General features: G+C 59.5%; 23 protein-coding genes. 10 read left to right on the plus strand and 13 right to left on the minus strand.

What is annotated here, in order from left to right; translation table 11 throughout:
• Positions 1–31: 31 nt before the first annotated feature.
• Complete coding sequence (locus P8S53_RS14455; protein WP_277804673.1) at positions 32–1315, minus strand: DUF3422 family protein; 1284 nt, start codon at positions 1313–1315, stop codon at positions 32–34.
• A 433-nt stretch (positions 1316–1748) separates the two neighbouring features.
• Between P8S53_RS14455 and P8S53_RS14460 the strand changes: the two genes are divergently transcribed.
• Positions 1749–2132, plus strand: coding sequence for an Ig-like domain-containing protein (locus P8S53_RS14460; RefSeq protein ID WP_277804674.1), 384 nt, complete (start codon positions 1749–1751; stop codon positions 2130–2132).
• A gap of 302 nt (positions 2133–2434) precedes the next feature.
• Here the strand turns inward: P8S53_RS14460 and P8S53_RS14465 are convergent, their stop codons facing one another.
• Both P8S53_RS14465 and P8S53_RS14470 read right to left on the minus strand, forming a co-directional pair.
• Complete coding sequence (locus tag P8S53_RS14465; RefSeq protein WP_277804675.1) at positions 2435–3937, minus strand: NAD(P)(+) transhydrogenase (Re/Si-specific) subunit beta; 1503 nt, start codon at positions 3935–3937, stop codon at positions 2435–2437.
• Positions 3938–3955: 18 nt separating this feature from the next.
• Entirely contained in the window at positions 3956–5524 is a 1569-nt protein-coding gene (locus tag P8S53_RS14470; RefSeq protein ID WP_277804676.1) for a Re/Si-specific NAD(P)(+) transhydrogenase subunit alpha, read from the minus strand.
• 436 nt (positions 5525–5960) lie between these two features.
• Here P8S53_RS14470 and kynU point away from each other — a divergent pair, with 436 nt between their 5' ends.
• The 7 genes from kynU (at position 5961) to P8S53_RS14505 (ending at position 13726) form a co-directional block, all read left to right on the plus strand.
• A complete protein-coding gene (gene kynU, locus P8S53_RS14475) occupies positions 5961–7154 on the plus strand; it encodes a kynureninase (protein WP_277804677.1) in 1194 nt (397 codons plus the stop codon).
• Positions 7155–7250: 96 nt separating this feature from the next.
• On the plus strand, positions 7251–8597 hold the full coding sequence (locus P8S53_RS14480; protein WP_277804678.1) for an oligosaccharide flippase family protein: 1347 nt from the start codon (positions 7251–7253) through the stop codon (positions 8595–8597).
• 105 nt (positions 8598–8702) lie between these two features.
• Positions 8703–9443 (plus strand): transglycosylase SLT domain-containing protein, encoded by a 741-nt coding sequence (locus tag P8S53_RS14485; protein WP_277804679.1) that lies wholly within the window; start codon positions 8703–8705, stop codon positions 9441–9443.
• Positions 9440–11527 (plus strand): flagellar biosynthesis protein FlhA, encoded by a 2088-nt coding sequence (gene flhA, locus P8S53_RS14490; RefSeq protein WP_277804680.1) that lies wholly within the window; start codon positions 9440–9442, stop codon positions 11525–11527. Before P8S53_RS14485 ends, flhA begins: the two co-directional genes overlap by 4 nt.
• A complete protein-coding gene (locus P8S53_RS14495) occupies positions 11524–12315 on the plus strand; it encodes a flagellar biosynthetic protein FliR (RefSeq protein ID WP_277804681.1) in 792 nt (263 codons plus the stop codon). The genes flhA and P8S53_RS14495 overlap by 4 nt, the downstream gene beginning before the upstream one ends.
• A complete protein-coding gene (locus P8S53_RS14500; protein ID WP_277804682.1) occupies positions 12312–13400 on the plus strand; it encodes a flagellar biosynthesis protein FlhB in 1089 nt (362 codons plus the stop codon). The genes P8S53_RS14495 and P8S53_RS14500 overlap by 4 nt, the downstream gene beginning before the upstream one ends.
• Positions 13397–13726 (plus strand): hypothetical protein, encoded by a 330-nt coding sequence (locus P8S53_RS14505; protein ID WP_277804683.1) that lies wholly within the window; start codon positions 13397–13399, stop codon positions 13724–13726. The genes P8S53_RS14500 and P8S53_RS14505 overlap by 4 nt, the downstream gene beginning before the upstream one ends.
• On the opposite strand, the gene P8S53_RS14510 is transcribed toward P8S53_RS14505, so the two are convergent.
• The 10 genes from P8S53_RS14510 to P8S53_RS14555 all read right to left on the minus strand — a co-directional run bounded on the left by P8S53_RS14510 (position 13723) and on the right by P8S53_RS14555 (position 19669).
• Positions 13723–15003: an aminopeptidase gene (locus P8S53_RS14510; protein WP_277804684.1), complete on the minus strand. Its 1281-nt coding sequence runs from the start codon at positions 15001–15003 to the stop codon at positions 13723–13725. The genes P8S53_RS14505 and P8S53_RS14510 overlap by 4 nt on opposite strands.
• A gap of 79 nt (positions 15004–15082) precedes the next feature.
• On the minus strand, positions 15083–15547 hold the full coding sequence (fliL, locus tag P8S53_RS14515) for a flagellar basal body-associated protein FliL (RefSeq protein ID WP_277804685.1): 465 nt from the start codon (positions 15545–15547) through the stop codon (positions 15083–15085).
• A gap of 25 nt (positions 15548–15572) precedes the next feature.
• Entirely contained in the window at positions 15573–16316 is a 744-nt protein-coding gene (gene flgH / locus P8S53_RS14520) for a flagellar basal body L-ring protein FlgH (protein WP_277804686.1), read from the minus strand.
• A 24-nt stretch (positions 16317–16340) separates the two neighbouring features.
• A complete protein-coding gene (gene flgA / locus P8S53_RS14525) occupies positions 16341–16775 on the minus strand; it encodes a flagellar basal body P-ring formation chaperone FlgA (RefSeq protein WP_277804687.1) in 435 nt (144 codons plus the stop codon).
• Entirely contained in the window at positions 16775–17560 is a 786-nt protein-coding gene (gene flgG, locus P8S53_RS14530) for a flagellar basal-body rod protein FlgG (protein ID WP_277804688.1), read from the minus strand. The genes flgA and flgG overlap by 1 nt, the downstream gene beginning before the upstream one ends.
• Positions 17561–17579: 19 nt before the next feature.
• Entirely contained in the window at positions 17580–18296 is a 717-nt protein-coding gene (locus tag P8S53_RS14535; protein WP_277804689.1) for a flagellar hook-basal body complex protein, read from the minus strand.
• Positions 18296–18565 carry a flagellar biosynthetic protein FliQ gene (locus tag P8S53_RS14540; RefSeq protein ID WP_277804690.1) on the minus strand — a complete coding sequence of 90 codons (270 nt, stop codon included), beginning with the start codon at positions 18563–18565 and terminating at the stop codon, positions 18296–18298. Before P8S53_RS14540 ends, P8S53_RS14535 begins: the two co-directional genes overlap by 1 nt.
• 3 nt (positions 18566–18568) lie before the next feature.
• A complete protein-coding gene (gene fliE, locus P8S53_RS14545) occupies positions 18569–18868 on the minus strand; it encodes a flagellar hook-basal body complex protein FliE (RefSeq protein WP_277804691.1) in 300 nt (99 codons plus the stop codon).
• A gap of 16 nt (positions 18869–18884) precedes the next feature.
• The gene (flgC, locus tag P8S53_RS14550) at positions 18885–19277 is read right to left on the minus strand and encodes a flagellar basal body rod protein FlgC (protein WP_277804692.1); all 393 of its coding nucleotides are present in this window, start codon (positions 19275–19277) and stop codon (positions 18885–18887) included.
• An 11-nt stretch (positions 19278–19288) separates the two neighbouring features.
• Complete coding sequence (locus P8S53_RS14555; protein WP_277804693.1) at positions 19289–19669, minus strand: FlgB family protein; 381 nt, start codon at positions 19667–19669, stop codon at positions 19289–19291.
• A 104-nt stretch (positions 19670–19773) separates the two neighbouring features.
• On the opposite strand from P8S53_RS14555, the gene P8S53_RS14560 reads away from it, so the two are divergent.
• Positions 19774–21123, plus strand: coding sequence for a FliI/YscN family ATPase (locus tag P8S53_RS14560; protein ID WP_277804694.1), 1350 nt, complete (start codon positions 19774–19776; stop codon positions 21121–21123).
• Positions 21124–21189: 66 nt separating this feature from the next.
• Positions 21190–22905, plus strand: coding sequence for a methionine--tRNA ligase (gene metG / locus P8S53_RS14565; RefSeq protein ID WP_277804695.1), 1716 nt, complete (start codon positions 21190–21192; stop codon positions 22903–22905).
• Positions 22906–22972: the final 67 nt, after the last annotated feature.

Genomic DNA, 22972 nt, shown 5'->3' on the forward strand with positions numbered 1-22972 from the left:
AAAATCACCCGCTCAGGCTGGCGCGCGCGGCTTACTCAAACTTCCGCCTGATCCCGCGCACCATGGCCCAAACGCCCAGCACCACCACAGGCACCAGAACTGCCATTGTCACAGGTTTTGACAGGCCCAAAGGCTCTGTCACCGGCAGCACCAGATAGGCCACCAGATTGATCGCGTAATAGCTGATCGCCACCACCGACAACCCTTCAACCGTGTGTTGCAGGCGCAATTGCATATCCGCGCGCCGGTCCATGCTTTCCAGCAGGCGCTGGTTCTGGGCTGATCGTTCCACATCCACGCGCGAGCGCAGCAACTGCCCCGCGCGCATGGCCCGTTCGGCCAGCCGCGTCAGCCGCGCCTCAGTCGATTTGACAGTACGCATGGCAGGGTCATAGCGGCGGGTCATGAATTCGCGCAAGGACTGGCGCCCCTCGAACCGGTCTTCGCGCAGAACTTCGATACGCTGGTGCACCAAAGCTTCGTAAGCCCCTGTCGCGGCAAAGCGAAACGCGCTTTCCACCATCATGTTTTCCAACTCGCTGGAGATGCGCAGCAACGCCTCCAGCGTTTCATCCGACCCTGTTCCGGGTGTGTTCATGGCACGGGACAACTGCGTCAACTGGTCATCCAGCACCCCCATCTGTGACGACAGCGACCGCGCCCGCAGCAACCCCAGCATCGATATGGTCTTATAGGTTTCAATCTCGCACAGGCGTTGCAAAATGCGCCCCACGCGCCGCCCGCCCGTGCCGGGTTTGACGAACACCGCCATGCGGATATGACCCGCACGGTCAATGCGGAAATCACTGGCAATCACCGCCGTTCCATCCAGAACACAGGCCGCAGCAAGGCTTTCTGGAACGAACCAGTCTTGCAGTTTTGCGGTAATTTCGGCGGGGTCTTCGGGCATGGTTTCTATCTGGAACAGGATTGATGTCAGGCGCGACCCGGGCGCCTGTTCCAGCCAGTCATCGGCGAAAACATCAAAACTGTCGGGGTCGAACGGGCGTTTGGGCACCCCTTGTTCAAAGGCCGTGTAGGTCACGAATTCCGTATGGCTTTCCCATTTCAGATGATGGCGGCCAATATCGGCGGAATGATGCGTGGCTTCCGGTGCGGGATGGCCCGCACCGTGGCGGTCCAGCAGTGCCAGCAAATGCGCGCGATCCTTGTCGCGGTCACGCTTGGCCGCACCGCTTTCGGGCTTCACCGCCAGAAACACCGCCACGCCGGGCGGGACGACCTTGGTTGCAGGGCGCGCGTGCAGTTCATTGACAAGCGCATAGCGGTGCAGATGGTCGGCAATGGGGGGCATAGGGGCCTCGGGGAGCGCGCGCGCGTTGGGGTGGATTGAGAGATCAGGATAAGCCATTGGCACAAAATGAAAACGCCCCAATTCAGCACACCATTGCACACTTGTATTTTCGCCACAAACGCGGGGGAAAATTTTGTTGCTGCGCTGGATAAATGGCGCTGTGGGGCTGAGGATTCTGTCAGAGGCAGGGAAGGCCGATTCGCGCGGCATTTCTGCCATTCACTGCACCTGCGCTGAAATCGGTAGCTGTTGCCGCATCACCGATAACGAAGGTAGCCCAGGTCACACAAGCGATCGGCTGCTCAAATAGCGGTCACCGGCCCTATGGCGCGCGCCCCAACAAACACAAAATGCTTGATCGGCGCGGATGATCAGGTGACATTAATGTCCAATGGCGCACCATTTTTAACATTCCGCTTTAAAGGAATTTAATATGAAAAGTGTAAATTTCAAAATCATCGTGATCACGGCAGGCACCATCATGCTTGCGACATCGGTTCAGGCGGCCTGCACAGGAAGCAATGGGCGGGGTTGGGCCAGCGGATCTGGTGATGGAAAATTCGAAATGCTGGCCTCTGACAGGGCGTGCAGCATCCCTTTTCCAAACTTCATCGTGGGTGAAAGACGCACCCCGGCAACCGAAGTCGCGTTGACCACCGCACCCAGAAACGGCACGGTTGGGATCGCAGCGGGACAGGGGCTGGTCTACACCCCTAACGCCGGCTTCAAGGGGAACGACAGGTTCTGCACGCGCAACACAACACCAGCTTTTGCAGGTCAGTCGCTGTCTGGCTGCATTACCGTTACGGTGAAATAGTCGGTCTGTTTTTGTGCCGTTGCGATAATGCGTTTGCATTGCCCTGATCTTGGTAAAGCCATAGGTCAACCGCGCGAAACTTGCGCCGCGCGATGAACAATCGGCTGTTTGGGCGAAGCGGCATCGCAGCATGCAAAGGACGCAGGCCATCAGTCAAGGGGCAGGTATATCCTGCGTCTGAAAGCAGATTAGCGTCGCTACAGGACGTATGAGTAACCGCTGCGGACTCGTTTACGCCCCCCCATTCATGAAAAAACCCCGGCCTTGCAGCCGGGGTTTTCTATGTCGCATCAAACCATAAATCAGTCGATCATCGGCAGCAGGCTGTCGACAGATGCTTTCGCGTCGCCATAGAACATCCGCGTGTTGTCCTTGTAAAACAGCGGGTTTTCAATGCCCGAATACCCTGTCCCCTGCCCGCGTTTGGACACGAAGACCTGTTTGGCCTTCCAGACTTCCAGAACCGGCATACCGGCAATGGGGCTGTTGGGGTCGTCTTGTGCGGCAGGGTTCACGATGTCATTGGACCCGATGACGATCACCACATCCGTGGACGGGAAGTCGTCATTGATCTCGTCCATTTCCAGCACGATGTCGTAGGGCACCTTGGCCTCGGCCAGCAGGACGTTCATATGCCCCGGCAAACGCCCCGCAACGGGGTGAATGGCGAAACGCACATTCTTGCCTTTGGCACGCAGCTTGCGGGTCAGTTCCGACACGGTTTGCTGCGCTTGCGCGACCGCCATGCCGTAACCTGGCACGATGACCACGCTGTCTGCGTCATTCAGGGCCGCGGCCACGCCGCCTGCGTCAATGGCGATCTGCTCGCCCTCGACCGCCATCTGCGGGCCGGATGTGCCGCCAAAGCCGCCAAGAATGACGCTGATGAAGCTGCGGTTCATGGCCTTGCACATGATATAGCTCAGGATTGCGCCCGAACTGCCCACAAGCGCGCCCACAACAATCAGCAATTCATTGCCAAGGCTGAAGCCGATGGCCGCTGCCGCCCAGCCGGAATAGCTGTTGAGCATGGACACCACCACCGGCATATCGGCCCCGCCAATGCCCATGATCAGATGATAGCCGATGAACAACGCCAGCGCTGTCAGCACGATCAGCATGAAGATCGACGCGCCCGCACTTTCGGCAAAGGCCAGATACAGCCCCGCGAAAACAACCGACAGGATCGCCGCACCCGCGTTCAGCATATGCCCGCCGGGCAGTTGTTTGGCGGCTGTGTCCACGCGGCCCGCCAGTTTGCCATAGGCAATGATCGACCCGGTGAAGGTGACCGCCCCGATCCAGATGCCGATCATCAACTCAACCCGCAGAATTGTCACCTCGACAGCGGTTTTCTTGCCGATGATGGCTGCAAAATTGCTCAGGCTTAGCCACAGTTCATAGGCGGGGACTGACATCAGCCCCTCTGGCTGCGGGAAGGGCAAGGCGTTTTCGGCGAACACCTGCGCCACGCGATCAATTTCCAGATGCGCGTTCAACCCCACCAGCACGGCGGCCAGACCCACCAGCGAGTGCATGAAGGCCACAAGTTCCGGCATTTGTGTCATCTGCACGCGGGTCGCAAGCTGCCAGCCGACAATGCCGCCGATTGCGATCAGCACGACAGTCAGCCCCCACATGCCCGAACCGGGGCCGACCAGCATGGCCAGCACGGCCACAGTCATGCCCGCAATGCCATACCAGATTGCGCGTTTCGCGCTTTCCTGCCCTGACAGACCGCCAAGCGACAGGACAAAGAGAACTGTCGCAACCGCATAGGCCGCAACTGTAAATCCGAAATCCATCTCTTATTCCTCCTGCCGTCAGGATTTCTGGAACATGGCGAGCATGCGCCGTGTCACCATGAAACCACCAAAGATATTCACTGCCGCCATCAGAAGCGCCAGCGCCGCCAGAACCGTGATCAACCCCGAGGTTGACCCGATCTGCAACAACGCACCCACGATGATGATCGAGGAAATTGCGTTGGTCACAGCCATCAGGGGCGTGTGCAGCGAATGCGACACTTTCCAGATCACCTGGAAGCCCACAAAGACCGCCAGAACGAAAATGATGAAATTGCGCATGAAGGATTCAGGCGCAACCAGCCCGACGGCCAGCACAAATGCCGCGCCACCTGCCAAAAGCGCCACTTGGGTTTTGGTCTGCGCCTTGAAGGCCGCGATTTCATTCGCGCGCTTTTCCTCTGGCGTCAGTTCCTTGACCTTTTCCTTGGGCTTGGCGGCAATCGCCTTTACCTTGGGTGGCGGCGGCGGGAAGGTGATTTCACCTTCATGCGTGACAGTCGCCCCGCGGATGACGTCATCTTCCATATTGTGGTTAATGACGCCGTCCTTGGCCGGTGTCAGATCATGCAGCATGTGACGGATGTTCGTCGCATACAGCGTGGACGACTGCGTGGCCATGCGTGAGGGGAAATCAGTGTAGCCAATGATGATGACACCGTTTTCCGTCACAAGGCGTTCATCCGGCACGGTCAGATCGCAATTGCCCCCCTTTTCGGCCGCAAGGTCAATGATAACGGAGCCTGGCTTCATCATCTGGACCATGTCTTCGGTCCATAGTTTCGGCGCGGGGCGGCCCGGAATCAGCGCTGTGGTGATAACAATGTCCACATCGGGGGCCAGTTCGCGGAACTTTTCCAACTGCTTTTCGCGGAACTCGGGGCTGGACGGGGCTGCATAACCGCCCGTGGCCGCACCGTCCTGAGACTCCTCGAAATCAAGGAACACAAATTCCGCACCCATGGATTCGATCTGCTCGGCCACTTCGGGGCGCACATCGAAGGCCATTGTAATGGCCCCAAGGCTGGTGGATGTGCCAATGGCTGCAAGGCCAGCAACACCGGCGCCCACAATCAGCACGCGCGCGGGCGGCACCTTGCCTGCCGCAGTCACCTGTCCGGTGAAGAAGCGGCCAAAGTTATTGCCAGCCTCGATGACCGCGCGGTAGCCTGCGATATTGGCCATGGACGACAACGCATCCATTTTCTGCGCACGCGAAATCCGTGGCACCATGTCCATGGCAATGGCGGTCGCGCCCTGATCCTTGGCGGCGGCCAGCAGGTCTTCGCTTTGTGCGGGCCAGAAGAAGGAAATCAGTGTCTGGCCTTTTTTCAGGCTTTTGACCTCGTCCAGGGATGGTTCGCGCACCTTGATGACGACATCAACCGCGTCGATCAGGGCTGTGGCGTCCTTCACGACGGTCACACCGGCCTTTTCATATGTTTCATCATTAAAGCCCGCAGCCACACCCGCACCGGATTGCACGAAACATTCATGCCCCAGTTTCTGGATCTGCGTTGCGCTGTCTGGTGTCAGCGCGACACGCGCCTCACCCGATTTGATTTCCTTTAAGGCCCCGACTTTCACGCGCCGTCCCCCTTTCTTCAGGTTAACCGAATTTTGCGACCGCAAAATGCGTTCTTTTTGGCATCGCGCTTGCATACCCTGCGCAAGATTGTTTCACAAGCAGGCAATAAGATTTGCCGGATACATGCAAGGACATACCCGAAGGCCCACATCACCGGCACGAACGCGGCTTTCAGCTATTCTAGAATATCAGCTACTTGCATTCCCCCACTCGAACAAGCCCGGAATGCCACAACAACATGTGCAACCGCGACAGAATGCGATTTTTTTGCGCGATAATTGCTAATTCCTGCCAAAAAACCGGCATCCCGAACCCACACCGGCTGCATGCCCACCGTGCGCGGTGAATCGCCCGCGCTTTTCCACCGTCAGATCAAAACAAACTTGACCTTGCACGGCACAAGCGGCACCCATAATCCACATACCGGAGGGACATATGACCGATTTCGCCGCCACCCGTGCCATGTTCGATCTGCCCGAAGGGGTGATTTATCTTGACGGCAATTCGCTTGGCCCCCTGCCCCGCGCCGTTGCCACGCGCGTTGGGCGCGCCATCACAGACGAATGGGGCCAGATGGTCATTACCGGCTGGAACCGCGCGGGCTGGATGGACCTGCCTGCGCGCGTGGGCGACCGTGTGGGGCGGCTTATCGGTGCGCCTGCGGGCAGTGTGATCATGGGCGACACACTGTCGATCAAGGTCTATCAGGCGCTTGCCTCGGCGCTGGAGTTGCGCGCTGATCGCCGTGTTATCCTGTCTGATACTGGGAACTTTCCATCAGATCTGTATATGGCCGACGGGCTGTGCCGCACGCTTGGCCCCGATTACCGGCTGAAAACCGTGCCCCCAGAAGTGGTGGAAAGCGCCATCGACGACACGATTGCCGTGCTGATGATCACCGAAGTGGATTACCGCACAGGGCGCAAACACGACATGGCGCGCCTGATCGCCAAGGCGCATGAACACGGCGCGCTGGTGGTCTGGGATCTGGCCCATTCGGCAGGGGCGATTCCCGTTGATGTGGCGGGTGCGGATACGGATTTTGCGGTCGGGTGCAGCTACAAATATCTGAATTCCGGCCCCGGTGGCCCTGCCTTCATCTATGTCGCGCCGCGTCTGGTGGGCAAGGTGCAGCCCGCGCTTTCGGGCTGGCTGGGCCATGAAGCGCCCTTTGCCTTCGATCTGGAGTATCGCCCCGGCCCCGGAATTGAACGGATGCGTGTGGGCACGCCGCCCATTTTGCAACTGGTGGCCCTTGATGCCGCGCTGGATGTCTGGGACGGGGTTGATATGAACGATCTGCGCGCGCGCTCGCTGGAGTTGCAGCAGATATTCATCGACCGTGTTGCAGCGGGTGCGCCCGAACTGCGGCTTGCCTCGCCCGTTGATGGACATGCGCGCGGCTCTCAGGTCAGTTTTCACCATGAAGACGGCTATGCCATCATTCAGGCCCTGATTGCCGAAGGCGTTATCGGGGATTTTCGCGCCCCTGACATTCTGCGCTTTGGGTTCACACCGCTGTATCTGACACCGCAAGATGTGACCAAGGCCGCTGACACACTTTGCGCCATTATTCAGCACCGCCGCTGGGACCAGCCGGAATTCAAGACACGTTCAAAAGTTACCTGACCCCCGAATCAGGCGTGTATTCCCATTGTGCTGCCATATTTTGCGGCTAGGGTGCATTTTGCCCGAAGCGGCAAGGCAAAACAGCATTTTTGGCAGATGGACAGCAGATTGCAGGCGCACCCTTCCCTGGTTTCAAGACTGATGCGCGGCGCGGCATTGACAGGCGGCAGCTTCGTGCTGGCACAGGTCATGCGCTTCGGCTCGAACCTTATTCTTGCGCGATTGCTGTTTCCCGATGCGTTCGGGTTGATGGCGCTGGTCACCATGATCCTGTTTGGCCTGACCATGCTGTCAGATGCAGGTGTGCAGCAATCCATCATGCAAAACGCGCGGGGGGATGACCGCGATTTTCTGAATACCGCGTTTACGCTGAACGCGGCGCGCGGGGTGGTGCTGTGGCTGTTGGCCTGCGCGCTGGCATGGCCTGCGGCCGCATTTTATGATGCGCCTGAACTTTTCCTTGTTCTGCCTGTCTGCGCGGTATCGCTGCTGCTGTCCGGCCTTGCGCCCACGCGGGTCTTCACCGCCGAGCGGCATATCAGACTGGGCCGCATTATGGTTGTCCAGCTTACGTCACAGGTCGTGGGCATTGTGGTCATGATTGCGTTTGCATGGGGCACAGGCAGCTACTGGGCCATGGTCTGGGGCATGGTCAGTGCGGCAATTGTGAAACTGGGGCTGGAATGGTCCATCATTCCCGGCCAGACCAACCGCCTGCGCTGGGAACGCAGTGCTGCACGCGAGTTGTTGCGCTTTGGCGGCTGGATCATGATGTCATCAGGCTTCGGGTTTCTGCTGGCGCAAGGCGACCGTGCAATTCTGGGCTATTTCTATTCGCTGGCCCAACTGGGCATTTACAACATCGCCTGGTTTCTGGCCGCATTTCCGGTGATGCTGATGCAGGCCATGATCGAGAAAATGCTGATTCCGGCCTATCGCGAATCCTTTGACGCCGAAAATGGCGAGGGCCCAGCGAAACTGCGACGCATACGCTACATGCTGACGGCGGGCGTGATGGCAATGCTGGCAGTGATGGCGCTCATGGGACCATGGCTCATAAGCCTGCTGTATGATGACCGCTATGCGCTGGCTGGCCCTATGATTGTGCTGATAAGCTGCGCGCAACTGCTGCCGCTGATCGGCGAAACCTATCAGCATGCGGCCCTTGCCCGCGGCGAATCGCGGCTGTTCTTTCGGCTGACCGCGTTTCGCGCACTGACCCAAAGCGCGCTGTTTCTGACGGGGTTTTTGCTGATGGGCCTGCCCGGCGCACTGGCCGGACAGGCGCTGGCGGCAGTGCTGGTGTATCCGGCAGTGGTGCGGCTGGCGCGGCATACGGGCGTTTGGGACAAAACCCATGATCTGGTGTTTTTTCTGGCGGCGCTGTGCATTATCGCGCTGGCATTGCTGATAAACGGCGACATCCTGACTGCGCTTAGGTAACGGCCTGCGCTGCTCGGGATTGCCGCGCAGGTTACGGATTATAAACTTTCATCATGCTTAGTTGCCCCACAGACCAGCAAGAAGCGGTCGATTCGGAGCAGCGGAATGCCCAAACCCAGCGACACAACGGCGGCCATAGCGCTGCAATGGCTTTATCCCGCCATCGCCACCGTATTGGTCAGTGTCATTTCCGTATCGGCGGCCCAATCCCGTGGCACGGCGCCCGCTGACCCGTCGCAGTTGTGCCTGACGGCGGCACACCACGCCGCACGCCAGCATAATGTGCCCTTCGATGTGATGCATAAAGTCTCGCTCGTGGAAACCGGCCGCCAGAGCGCGGCAGGCGTGACCCCTTGGCCATGGGCCGTGCATGCCACCGCGCAAGGCCACTGGCCCGCAACACGCGAAGGGGCGCTTGCCATCATCCGGTCGGCATTGAATGCCGGACATAGCAATATCGACATCGGTTGCTTCCAGATCAACTACCACTGGCATAGCGAAAACTTCGCGTCACTGGATGCGATGCTGGACCCCGCACAGAACGCCGATTACGCCGCGCACCTGTTGCACGGCCATTATCAACGGCTGGGGTCGTGGACAGCGGCGGTCGGCGCGTATCATTCCGCAACACCCGAACTGGCGCAGCGCTATATCGCGCGCTTCAATGCCATTGCGACGAATTCGCGCAGCACGGCCAGCCCGACACCACCCCCGCAAGGCACACAAACAACCTATGCACTGCTGCAATCCGGCGCGGGCGGGGCGTTGGGGTCACTTGTGTCGCAGTCGCTGACGCAGACGCAGACCACGCGCCCCTTTGTGGATACAGGACTGCAACGCCCATGACCCAGCTAAGCGCAAAAGCCCTGTTCAGCCCGACTGTTTTGCTGGCATTGGCATTGATGGCCATCATCGTCATGATGATCCTGCCGGTGCCGGCATGGCTGCTGGACCTTGGTCTGGCGACATCTTTCGCACTGGCGATTTTGATGTTCACGGTCACGTTGTTCATACAGCGCCCGCTTGATTTTTCGATCTTCCCGACAGTCCTTCTGGCCTCGCTCATGTTGCGGCTGTCGTTGAATGTGTCCTCCACCAAACTGATTATCGGCGAAGGGCATACAGGCACCGGCGCTGCGGGCGGGGTCATTCAGGGCTTTGCCAGCTTCGTGATGGGCGGGTCGGTTTTTCTGGGCGTCGTGATCTTTCTTGTGCTGCTGATCGTCAATTTCATCGTCATAACCAAAGGTGCGGGCCGTATGGCCGAAGTTGGCGCGCGATTCGCCCTTGACGGGATGCCGGGCAAACAACTGGCCATCGACAGCGATATGTCCGCAGGCGCAATCGACCATCAGGAAGCCAAGCGGCGGCGCGAAACCGAACAGGCTGAAACAAATTTCTACGGGTCGCTGGACGGTGCGTCGAAATTCGTCAAGGGCGATGCGGTCGCGGGCCTGCTGATCACGCTGCTGAACATTGTCATGGGGCTGATCAATGGCACGATGATGCACGGGATGAGTCTGGGGTCCGCCTTTGAAACCTATGCCATTCTGACCGTCGGTGACGGGTTGGTGTCACAAATTCCGGCTGTCATTATTTCAATCGGGGCGGCCCTGCTTTTGGCGCGCGGCGGGGCAAATGGCGCCACTGATAGTGCACTTTTCGAACAATTGGGCCGCCACCCGTCGGCATTGGCAACCGTGGGCATGCTGATGGCCCTGTTTGCGTTTGTTCCCGGCCTGCCCTTCGTGCCGTTTGTCATCGGGGCCACGGTTCTTCTGGGGCTGGCATGGATGGCCCAGCAAGCGCAGGCCCGCCTGCGCGCCGAAGCGGCCATGCCCGCCACGCTGGCGGACCTCGCGCCCGAACGCATGCTGGGCGATGATCTGGATGTTGATGAAATACATGTTCAGTTCGCCCCCGATCTGGTGCCCATGGTGCTGGACCCCGGCATTGGTCTGGATGCGCGCATTTCCTCTATACGGTCGCATATTGCGCGGAATTTCGGTTTGATCCTGCCGGAAATCCGGCTGACAGATGATGCCAGCCTGCCTGCCGGCAGCTATGCAATTCTTATTCAGGGCGTCGAGCAGGCCCGCGACCAACTTCGCCCCGGCAAGGTGCTGGCGCTGGTTCAGGACGCGTCCGGCTTCGATTTGCAGGGCGAAGATGTGCGCGAGCCTGTCTACAAGGCCCCCGCGCGCTGGATCGATGCCCGCGATCAGGAAGAAGCGGCCCTTGGCGGAACCACGGTCGTCAACCCGACAGAGGTTCTGGCCACCCATCTGCTGGAAGTGCTGAAAGCGAATTTTGGGCGTTTGCTGAACTACAAAAGCCTGAACCGCATTCTGGATGAAATGACACGGCTGTCGGATTCGTCGCGCGCCGATGCCAACAAGCGTTTGCTGAACGAGCTGATCCCCGACAAGGTGCCTGTGGAATTGCTGCTGGCCGTGTTGCGCCTGTTGCTGGAAGAACGGGTTTCCATTCGCAACCTGCCCCTTATTCTGGAAGCTATCGCAGAAATTCGTGGCGCATTGCACGGGCCGGAATCGGTGTGCGAACATGTGCGCCAGCGGTTGGGCTTCCAGCTGGTCGCCCCCCTGAAGCGCAGCGACGGCACGCTGCCGCTCATCCAGCTTGCCCCTGACTGGGAAGACATATTCACAACCTATCAACTGTCAGGCGATCACGGTGCCGCTGATGTTGCCCTCCCCCCCGAGGATTTCGCCCGCCTGACCGACCGTGTGGCCGAAAAACTGGGTAATTTGGCGCAAAACGGTGAAAGCCCAGCACTTGTCACATCCGCCCACAGGCGGCGCTTTCTGCGCACGGTGCTGACAGCAAAGGGGCTGGTCACGCCAGTTCTGTCCTATGAAGAAATCGGACTGGAAGCGCGCCCTGCCCTTTTGGGAACAATCGCCACATGACCCCCGACATGTTTGATGCGCTTCTGGCCCATATCGACAGCCTGATGCCGGAACTGGTCAACGGTTTTGGCGTCTTTCTGCGGGTGGGCGCAATGATGGCGCTGATGCCCGCGTTTGGCGAAACTGTCATTCCGGTGCGGGTGCGGCTTGCACTTGCCATTGCGTTCACACTGATCATCACCCCCGCCATCGGCACCGACCTGCCACAACTTCGCGGCGGCCCGGTCCCGCTGGTTACTGTTATTGCGGCCGAAGGGCTTGCCGGTCTGACACTGGGTGTGGGGTTGCGGCTGTTTGTAATTGCCTTGCAGACTGCGGGCACAATCGCTGCACAGGCGACTTCGCTTTCGCAATTCTTCGGCGGCGCGGGCGTGGACCCGCAACCTGCCATGTCGCAGATCCTTGTCATGGCGGGGCTGGCACTTGCGGTCATGAACGGGCTGCATGTCCGGTTGGCGGAATTTCTGATCCTGTCCTACAGCTTCTTTCCTCCGGGGCAATTTCCGGGCGGGGGCAATATGGGCGACTGGGGCACGACGCAAGTGTCGCGAGCCTTCACGCTGGCGTTCACACTCGCCATGCCGTTTGTCATCATGTCGGTGCTTTACTATGTGGCCCTTGGGGCGATCAACAAGGCGATGCCGCAATTGATGGTCGCATTCGTTGGTGCACCAGCAATCACCTTCGCGGGCCTTGCATTGCTGTTTTTATCCGCGCCCCTGATCCTGCCGCTGTGGCATTCGGCATTTGAAGGCTTCATCGCAGACCCTACGGGCACCCCCCGATGAGCGAAGAAGACCAGAGTGGCGAAAAGGAATTCGAAGCCACCGAACAAAAGCTGGCCGAACAGCGCCGCAAAGGCGAGGTGCCGCGTTCCACCGACCTGAACACGGCGGCAGCGTTTTTCGGCCTGCTGCTGGCCGCAATGGCGCTTGGCCAGATCTCGCTTATACGGATCGGCGAAATTGGCACTGTCATTCTGGACCAGTCAGACCAGATTTCGACAATGCTGACACAACATGCACGAACCCTGCTGGGCGGGCTGATGGGCAATGTGGCGCTTGCCGCATTGCCGCTGCTGGCGGTCCCGTTTCTGGTTGTCTGGGCCATGCTGTTTGCCCAACGCGTTGTTATTTTTGCCCCTGAGAAGCTGAAACCCAAGGCATCGCGCGTGTCCGTCCTTGCCAATGCCAAGAACAAGTTCGGGCGTAGCGGGCTGTTCGAATTCGCCAAAAGCACCGTAAAGCTGATCATCATTTCGACAGTGCTTTGGGTGTTTCTTATGCACAATCTGCCGCTTATTCTGGGCAGCCTGTATCTGACACCGGCATTGGCCACGACAGAACTTCTGGGGCTTGTCATCCGGTTTCTGATGCTTGTGTTTGTCGTCAAACTTGTCATCGGCGGGATCGATTTTTTCTGGCAACGCGCGGAACACCTGCGCAAAAACCGCATGTCGCATAAGGACATGCGCGATGAAATGAAACAATCCGAAGGTGACCCGCACGCCAAGGGTGAACGGCGCAGGCGCGGGCGCGAAATCGCAAGCAACCGCATGCTGGATGCCGTTCCCGACGCCAGCGTCGTGATCGTCAACCCGACGCATTACGCCGTTGCACTGAAATGGTCACCGCATGAGGCAGGGGCGCCGGTTTGTGTCGCAAAAGGCGTGGACGAAATCGCGCTACGCATTCGCGAGCGCGCAAAAGATGCAGGTGTGCCCATCCATTCCGACCCCGTGACGGCACGCGCGCTTTTCGCCAGCATAGAGCTGGAACAGGAAGTGCAGGCAGAACATTACGCCGCAGTCGCAGCCGCAATCCGGTTTGCCGACACAATGCGCGCGAAAGCACGCAAAGGGCGCTGGTCATGACACAGCACGATCGCCTTCAGCGGCTTCAGGTTCTTGCGCAGATGATCCGCGACAGGGATATGGCACGTCTGCAAAAACTGGCACAGGCGCGAACGGACACCCGTGATCGCGCCCAGCGCCTTTTGCAGACTGTTCCGCTTGCGCAGGACCCGACGCTTTTTGCCGCCCGTCAATTGCATGCCAAATGGGCGCAGGAGCAACGCATACGCCTGAACCGCACGCTGGCGCTGCAAACCGCGCGCATGATTGAACAGCGCGACAAGACTGCCCGCAGCCATGGACGCGCAGACGTGCTTGCGCGCTTGTGCCGCCAAAAACCCCGTTAAGCGGTGACCCATTCACCCGCGTGCATCAGTGCGACCACTTCGCCGTCCGCCTGCACCCCATCAACGTTCATTTGGCCAGATCCGATCATCCAGTCCACATGGATCAGGCTTTCATTGCCGCCCCGCGCCAGAATTTCCTCTTTTGTCAGCGTATCGCCCCCTTCAAGGCAGGACGCATAGCATTGCCCCATTGCGATATGCGATGCCGCGTTTTCATCAAACAATGTGTTGAAAAACAAATGCCCGCTTTGCGAAACAGGCGAGCTGTGCGGCACAAGCGCCACCTCGCCCAGCCTTGCGGCCCCTTCATCGGTCGCCAGCATATCGCGCAGCACATCGCCCCCGCAGGTGGCGCGCGCATCCACAGCGCGCCCCGCTTCAAAACGCATTTCAATCTCCTCGATCAACGTGCCGTGATGCGACAGGGGTTTTGTCGCGCGCACATAGCCGTCCACGCGCGCCGCATGCGGGGTGGTAAAGACCTCCTCGGTGGGGATGTTCGGGTTGCACCGCACCCCGTTGCGCGCCACCGATGCCCCGCCCTGCCAGAAATGCCCCTCTGCCAGACCCACCCGCAGGTCGGTGCCGGGGGCTTGAAAATGCAGGCTGTCAAAACGGGCGGCATTCAACATCTGGCAGCGCCGCGCCAGATTTTCGTTATGCCTGGCCCAGGCCGCAACGGGGTCAGGCTGGTCAAGCCGCGCTGTCTGGCGGATTGCCTGCGCCAGCAGCGTCAGGGCATCATCGGGTGCATGGTCGGGAAACATGCGCTGCGCCCAATCCGGCGTCGGGCACGGGATGATCGACCAGTTGATATGAAATCCAGCAATCGGGGCCAGTGCAGGGCGGTATGCCGCAGCATTGGCGCGATTTGCACGCCCGACCTTTGATGCATCCTGCTGCGCCAGCAAAAAGGGGTCTTCGCCCACAAGTGCCAGGCGCGCGGCGCCGTTCTCATAGGCTTTTGCCATCGCCTCATACAGCCAGTCGGGGGCCTTGTCGAAACTGGCGTCATGGGCGTGTTGAAACCGCGCCAGCGTCATATCCCGGTCGGCCACAAGCGCGCTGACCAACCCTGCGCCCGCGCGATAGGCCTCTGCGGTGATGGCACGCGCCAGCGGAAGCGCCGAAGTCGGGGTGGTCATCACAAGATCCTGCCCCGGTTGCAGATTTAGCCCCACATGCACCGCCAATCGGGCAAGGCCCGTCAACAAGGACGGGTCAAGCCCGTGTTCTGTGGCAAGCGGCGGGTGGGATGGTGCGGTATCATCGGTCATGCGCATGGGCCTTCAGATTATGGCGATTCCCCATGAAGCTGGTCCAGCCCCCCGCGAAGGTCAAGGGCACAAGACGCGTTCAGGCACCACTGCGCAGAATATCCGTAATCAACACCCCTACCACCGCCTCGCGCCCCAGCAAATTTTGCCCGGTTTCCAACAAGGCCTGACGAAGAAGCGTCATGTTATTGTTCGAGGTGAACATACCGTCAAAACCGCCGCTATTGGCATGGTCGAACATGACCTGCAAAAAGCGGTCGCGCAGCCTTGGCTCGTTGTGCAGAACCGCATCTTGTTGTGCGCCAGCCACCTCCAGTGTCAGTGACATGACGATGACAGAAACGATCCTGTCCCCGTCCAGCAACGGGACCATGAACTGATTTTTCATGTCATATAGCGTAACGTCAAGCTGGCTTATGTCCGGAAGCGGTATGTCCTGGGCGGTCACGTCGACCGGGTCCGGCAGCGGGCGCAGCCACAGACCGGCACCGATGCCACCGGCCATGCCCAGCACGATAAGTAGGATTGGTATCAGCTTTGCCATGGTGCCCCCTTTTGCGCCAGCATCGTCAGAACGGTGCCAGAATATCTATGATCTGCTCGCCATAGCGCGGCTGTTGCATGGTCGAAATCACCCCGCGCCCCCCATAGGAAATTCGCGCGCCGGCGATCTTGTCATAGGTGATCTCATTCTGGCGCGAGATGTCGGTTGGTCGCACAAAGCCCGTCACCAGCAATTCGCGCAATTCATGATTGACGCGGACTTCCTGACGCCCTTCGATCCGCAACACGCCATTTGGCAGGACCTCCACAACAGTTGAGGCCACACGCAAGGTCAGCTTTTCATTGCGCCGGACCGAACCATTTCCCGCAAAGCTGCTGCCACTGTTGGTTTCAATGCCGGCACCGATACTGAAGCCGCCTTCATTCTTGCGGTCGATCGCCTGTGGTATGCCAAAGAATTGCGGAACCGCCATGCTGCTGGACCCCGTGCGCCCGCGCGACGTGTTGTTCGATATCTCGGCGCTGTCATTTATTTCGATCACAACGGTCATGATATCGCCTTGCCGTCCGGCCCTGCGATCACCCAGAAGGGACCGCTGGCTTACCGACCACAGCGATGAGGGCGCGGCGGGCGAACGCGGTTCGCTGGTCTCGGGCAGCGGCACACGGTACAGGGCCGCATGCTCCACGCTTTGATCAGGTGCGCTGAAGGCGGGGGCGCGGCCCACTTCGCTAAGCGGTTGGCACGCTGTCAGCATAACCCCGCCAAGCATGATTGCGATCCGGCGCAGGGAAGATGTCTTGTTCATGATACCCTCATGGATATGTATATATTATCTTAGTGACTGGCGCTGAGCGCCGACTTCCACAACGCCGGAATGCAGAACCTTGCCTTGCACCGACTGGCGCGATGCCAGGTTCATGACACTGATCTGATCCCCGATGGCACCGCGCCCCAGTGCGCGCCCTTCTGTCACGATGGTCAGCGGCCCGCGGCGATACATCACCTGAACCATGTCATTGCGTTCCACCACAGCCGCGGGGCCAAGTTCTGACAGACGCACCGGACGCCCCGGATAGATGGCAACGCGTGTTTCCAGCCCGATTGCCTGATCTGCGGTGGTGGCCGCGCCGATAATTGTGCCGTCCTGCAAAATGACATCGCCCACATCAATGACTTCTGCCGCGCGGATCAGTCGGGTCGCAACCAGTGACTGGCCCAGCGCGATGTCTGGTAAAACAAGCAGCAGTATCAAGATAATCCGCATCAGCGCACCTGCGTCGTTGCGCCCATCATCTGGTCGACCGCAGTAATCACCTTGGAATTCAGTTCATACCCGCGCTGCGCCTTGATGAGTTCCGTCATTTCGCGCACCGGATCGACCGAGCTTTCCTCCAGATAGCCCTGGCGCACTGTGCCCAGCCCGTCTGTGCCGGGTGCGGCATCAAACCCCGGCCCCGACGCTTCGGTTTCCAAAAACAGGTTCGAGCCGATGGCTTCCAGACCCTTTTCATTGGCAAAACCCGTCAGGGTAAGCTGGCCCAGCAACTGGGGCTGCACCTGTCCAGTGAAATAGGCGTATATCTCGCCCTCGGCATTGATGGAAATTGCGCGCGCATCATTGGGGATGACGATGCCGGGTGTCACCTCGAACCCTTCGGAATTGACAATCAGCCCGTCACCTGTGCGTTTCATCGCACCGTCACGGGTAAATGCGGCCTGTCCGTCCGGCAGGGTGACCGACAAGAACCCCTTCCCTTCGATCGCGATGTCCAGATCACCGTTGGTCTGGGCCAGTGCACCTTGTTGAATAAGCATGCTGACCGCCGCAGGCCGCACCCCCAGCCCAAGCTGGATACCTGTGGGCAGCACGGTTCCGTCGGCCGCGTTTATTGATCCCGCGCGTGCAAATTGCTGGTAATGCAAATCCGCGAATTCAGCACGGCGGGCATTATAGCCAGAGGTGCTCATATTGGCGAGGTTGTTGGAAATGGTGTCAACGCGCATCTGCTGCGCGCTCATTCCCGTGGCGGCGATATGAAGCGCTTTCATTGATCAATCCTTTTCATCACTATCGGCCCAGCGTCTGGATCACATTCTTGATCCGGTCATCTTCGCGTTCCAGCAGGCGTTGGCCTTGTTCATAGGCACGCTGCACATCGATCATCCGCGCCATCTCGGTCATGGGGTCCACGTTTGATCCTTCGACAAAGCCCTGACGCAGGCGCGGTTGCAAAACCGGCTCCACATCGCCATCGACGGCAAACAAGGTGCCTGCCGCGCGGGTCACGGTGACCGGGTCCACCGGCTGAACCAGACCGACCTGCGCGAAGGGCTGGCCATCGGCGGAAAACGTCCCGTCCCCTGCCATGACAATCGAGCGGGCATCGGGGGGCACAAAAATCGGGGCACCACCTGCATCCAGCAGGAAATGCCCGTCCATATTGACCAATTCGCCCGCTTCATTCGGGGTGAACATGCCCGCGCGCGTAAGCCGCATGCCTTGCGGGGTTTCCAGCTGGAAAAACCCGTCCCCTTCGATGGCAAGATCGAAATCGCCATTCGTCTGCGTCAGTTCACCTTGGGTCTGAAATGTGTGGCGCGTATTTCCCAGCGCCATGGACAGGGATGTGTCCTGCCCCTGCCCGCCCACCACGAATTCGGAAAACACCAGACCTTCGCGACGATACCCCGTCGTAGATGTATTGGCGATGTTATGCGCGATGACCTGCATTTCGCGTGCCAAACCCGAAAGGCGTGTCAATGTGACATATGAGGGATTATCCATCACATACGCCCCGCGATCAGGGGGATGATCTGGTCGTGAAAGAAAGAAACAAGGGTTGCGGTCATGAAACTCATCGACACCCAGAACACGACCACAATGGCCGCCAGTTTCGGAACAAATGTCAGGGTCATTTCCTGAATGGAGGTCAGCGCCTGAAACAACCCGACAGTCACGCCCGCAACCAGCGCAGCGGTCAGGATGGGAATGGAAATCAGCGTCGCGACCCAAAGGCCCTGCCGCAATGTGTCAAAGAAAACCGCTTCATTCATGGCTCAGACCGGCATCCGAAGGATTTCGAGATACGCCTCGACCACCTTGTTGCGCACGGCAATGGCGGTTTCGACAGCCAGTTCGGTGGCGGCCACCGCTTCAACCAGCGCATGCGGGTTCGCGCCAGAAACCATGGAACTGGTCGCAGCCGTGTCCGCCTGTCGCAAGGTTTCAGTGAAACTGGCCATCTGTGCGCCAAAAGCCGCTTCGGCACGCGGGGTTGCGCCCGCTTTCGGGGCGGGGGCGGCGGCGTTGCGCGCCAGATCATAGCTTTGAACAGCAATACTTGTAGGGATATTCATCTTCTAGGTCCTTTTTTCAACGGCGCAGCAGGTCAAGCAGGCCCTGCGACATTTGCCGCGCCTGATCGAACATGCGTAAATTGGCCTCATAACTGCGCCCTGCTTCGCGCGCGTCTGCGATTTCGATCATCCGGTCGACGGACGATCCGTCATAATACCCCTGCTCATCTGCCAGCGCGTGGCCCGGATCATAGATGCGCGGCAACTCCGCGCGATCCAGCGTGACGGGGCCTACATTCACACGGGTCAATCCGGTGACCCGGTCGATCGCTGTTTGAAAATCAATGGTTTTGCGACGGTAGCCGGGCGTATCGGCATTCGCGATATTCTCCGATACATGCCGCAAACGCCGCGATTGCGCTTCCATTCCCGAAGCCGCCACGGAAAAGACGCCGAACAGATCAGCCATGTTCTGCCCCCCTAATTCCCAAGTGCCGTGCGTAGAATGCTGCGCGCCGAGGAATAGACCGACAGTGCCATGTCATGGCTTTGGCGGGTTTCGGCGGCCCGCATCATCTGGTGTTCCAATGAGACAGTGTTGCCATTCGGGGCGCGGGTGGTCGTCGTCGGATCAATCCGCGCCGAGGGCACATTGCTGCCCGCGTCAAAGCCCAGATGGCCCGCCCGCGTGGCCCGCATCGACAGCCCGTCGCCATAGGTGGCCCCAAAACTGGGCAGATCACGCGCCTGATAGCCGGGCGTGTCGGCATGGGCGACGTTTTCAGAAATCACAACCTGCCGCGCCGCAGCGTGGCGGGCCATCTGCTGCGCCATGCGCATAACATCGGGTAGTTCGAACATGAGGGTTTCTCCCGTCATTTGAATACACCCATCCTTAAGACTGATTCGCTTAAAGATCGGTAACCAGACATCGAGAAATCGGCCGAAACAGCGAAAGGAACGGGATGAACCATCTGGATTTGCTGCGCGCAGAGGTCATGAATATGCGGGTTGTGCGCATTTCAGGGCGCATCACACGCATCGACGGGCAGTCACTTGGGATTGCCGGGTTGGTCAGTGACGCGCGAATCGGTGATTGGCTGAAAGTCACCGCACAGGATGGAACGCATGTTTATGCCGAAATTCTGCGCATGACCGAAACCGATGTCATCGCGCTGCCCGACGGGCCCTGCGACGGGCTGACAATCGGGGACCGCGCAGAATTGATCGGCCCGCGCGGGCTTGCGCCCGATGACAGCTGGATCGGTCGCGTGATTGACCCCTATGGCCTGCCTTTGGATGGCCGCCCGTTACTGCAAGGGCCTGTCGCGCGCACCCTGCGCCAGCCCCCGCCCGAGCCTGCACGGCGCGGGCGGCTTGGGGCGCGGCTGAACACCGGAATGGCCGTTTTCAACACGCTGCTGCCACTGGTCGAGGGGCAGCGCATTGGCCTGTTTGCAGGGTCTGGTGTGGGGAAATCCATGTTGCTGGGCAATTTTGCCCGCAACATGCAGGCAGATGTGGTGGTGATTGCCTTGATTGGCGAGCGGGGGCGCGAACTGCGCGACTTCATCGAAGATGTGCTTGGCCCCGAAGGGATGGCGCGGTCGGTTGTGGTGACGGCCACTTCGGACCAGCCACCGCTGACGCGCAGGCGCTGTGCGGCCGCTGCCATGTGCGTGGCCGAGCATTTTCGCGATCAGGGCAAGCAGGTGCTGTATCTGGCCGACAGCATTACACGGCTGGCCGAGGCCCATCGCGAAGTCGCCTTGTCAGCCGGCGAAGAGGCCAGCCTGCGCGGATTTCCACCATCAACCGCGCATCAGATCATGGCACTGGCCGAACGCGCTGGCCCCGGACTGGACGGGGTGGGCGCGATCACGGGGATATTCACGGTTCTGGTGGCGGGGTCCGATATGGAAGAACCCGTAGCCGACATTCTGCGCGGCGTGCTGGACGGACATGTGGTGATGGACCGCGCCATTGCCGAGCGCGGGCGTTTTCCCGCGATAGATGTACTGCGCTCTGTCAGTCGCGCCCTGCCCAAAGCGGCAACGCCGGAAGAAAACGCGCGAATATCAGAAGCGCGCCGCATGCTGGGGGCCTATGACCGCGCGGAAATGATGGTGCAGGCCGGGCTTTATGAAACCGGCACCGACCCGCTTGTGGACCGCGCGATCAAGGTCTGGCCCGCGCTGGACGCATTTGTGGGCGAAGCTGCACCGGGCGGGATACGTCAGGCCTTTGCCAGACTGGCGATCTGCCTGGACCCGCCTGCGCAACTTAATCCCGGCGCCACCAAGGTAAAAAAATAAAACAGGTTTCCTCTTGGCGCGGAATTGCACTAAACGGGGGGCAATTCTGCATAAACGGGGACCATCATGGCGCGAATTCTGATCACCTCGGCCTTGCCATATATCAACGGCATCAAGCATCTGGGCAACCTTGTCGGCAGCCAGCTTCCGGCAGATCTTTATGCGCGGTATTGCCGCGCGCGCGGACATGAGGTGATGTTTATCTGCGCAACCGATGAACATGGCACGCCAGCCGAACTGGCGGCGGCCAAAGCGGGCAAACCTGTCGCAGAATATTGCGCGGAAATGCACGACGTGCAGGCCGAACTGGCGCGGGGTTTCCTGTTGTCATTTGACCATTTCGGCCGGTCCTCCAGCCAGCGCAACCATGTTCTGACCCAACATCTGGCGGGCAAGCTGGCGGATGCAGGGCGCATTTCGGAAGTGTCTGAAAAGCAGGTCTATTCCAATGCCGACGGGCGTTTTCTGCCGGACCGCTATATCGAAGGCACCTGCCCCAATTGCGGCTATGACCGCGCGCGGGGTGACCAGTGCGAGAATTGCACCAAGCAACTGGACCCGACAGACCTGATTAACCCGCGCTCCGCGATTTCGGGGTCCACCGATCTGGAAGTGCGCGAAACCAAGCATCTGTTCCTGCGCCAGTCAGATATGCGCGAGCAGTTGGACAAATGGATCGACAGCCAGCGCAACTGGCCGGTGCTGACCACATCGATCGCCAAGAAATGGCTGCATGACGGCGACGGGTTGCAAGACCGCGGCATTACCCGCGATCTGGATTGGGGCATTCCCGTCAAGCGCGGGGACAAGGACTGGCCCGGCATGGAAGGCAAGGTGTTCTATGTCTGGTTCGACGCCCCCATCGAATATATCGCGGCGACGGCAGAATGGGCCGATGCACAGGGGCTGGATGACAGTGCATGGCAGCGCTGGTGGCGCACCGACCTGGGCGCGGATGATGTTCGATATGTGCAATTCATGGGCAAGGACAACGTGCCCTTCCACACGCTTGGCTTCCCTGCAACGCTGATGGGTTCGGGGGAGCCGTGGAAACTTGTAAACTACATCAAGTCATTCAATTATCTGAATTATGATGGTGGGCAGTTCTCAACCTCGCAGGGTCGTGGCGTTTTCATGGATCAGGCGCTGGCAATTTTGCCCGCAGATTACTGGCGCTGGTGGTTGCTGTCCCATGCGCCCGAAAGTTCGGATTCTGAATTCACATGGGAAAACTTTCAGGCCAGCGTGAACAAGGATCTGGCCGATGTTCTGGGCAATCTGGTCAGCCGTGTGACAAAATTCTGCCGGTCCAAATTCGGTGAGGTTGTGCCCGAAGGCGGCAGCTATGATGCGCGCGAAACCAAGCTGATGGACGCACTGACAACCCGCCTGCGCGCCTATGAAACGCATATGGAAGCGATGGAAATTCGCAAATCAGCGGCGGAACTGCGCGCACTTTGGGTGCTGGGCAATGAATACCTGCAAGATGCGGCCCCTTGGTCTGTCTTCAAGTCCGACCCTGAACAGGCGGCCGCACAAATCCGTCTGGCGCTGAACCTGATCCGATTTTACGCCATCATCTCGCGCCCGTTCATCCCCGATGCCACAGCCAGCATGATGGCGGCCATAAATTGCGACGACTGGTCCTGGCCCGACACCGCGTCTGATGCGTTGACGCATCTGGATGCCGGACATGCGTTCACCACCCCTGATGTGCTGTTTACCAAGATCACCGATGAGAACCGCACAGATTGGGAAACGCAGTTTTCCGGCCAACGCTAAAGTGTGGCCCGTTCAGTCACGACACTCTAACCTTTGATACCGCATGTTCGGGACGCGCAAAACCGGT

This window comes from Roseinatronobacter sp. S2, assembly GCF_029581395.1.
Classification (GTDB): domain Bacteria; phylum Pseudomonadota; class Alphaproteobacteria; order Rhodobacterales; family Rhodobacteraceae; genus Roseinatronobacter.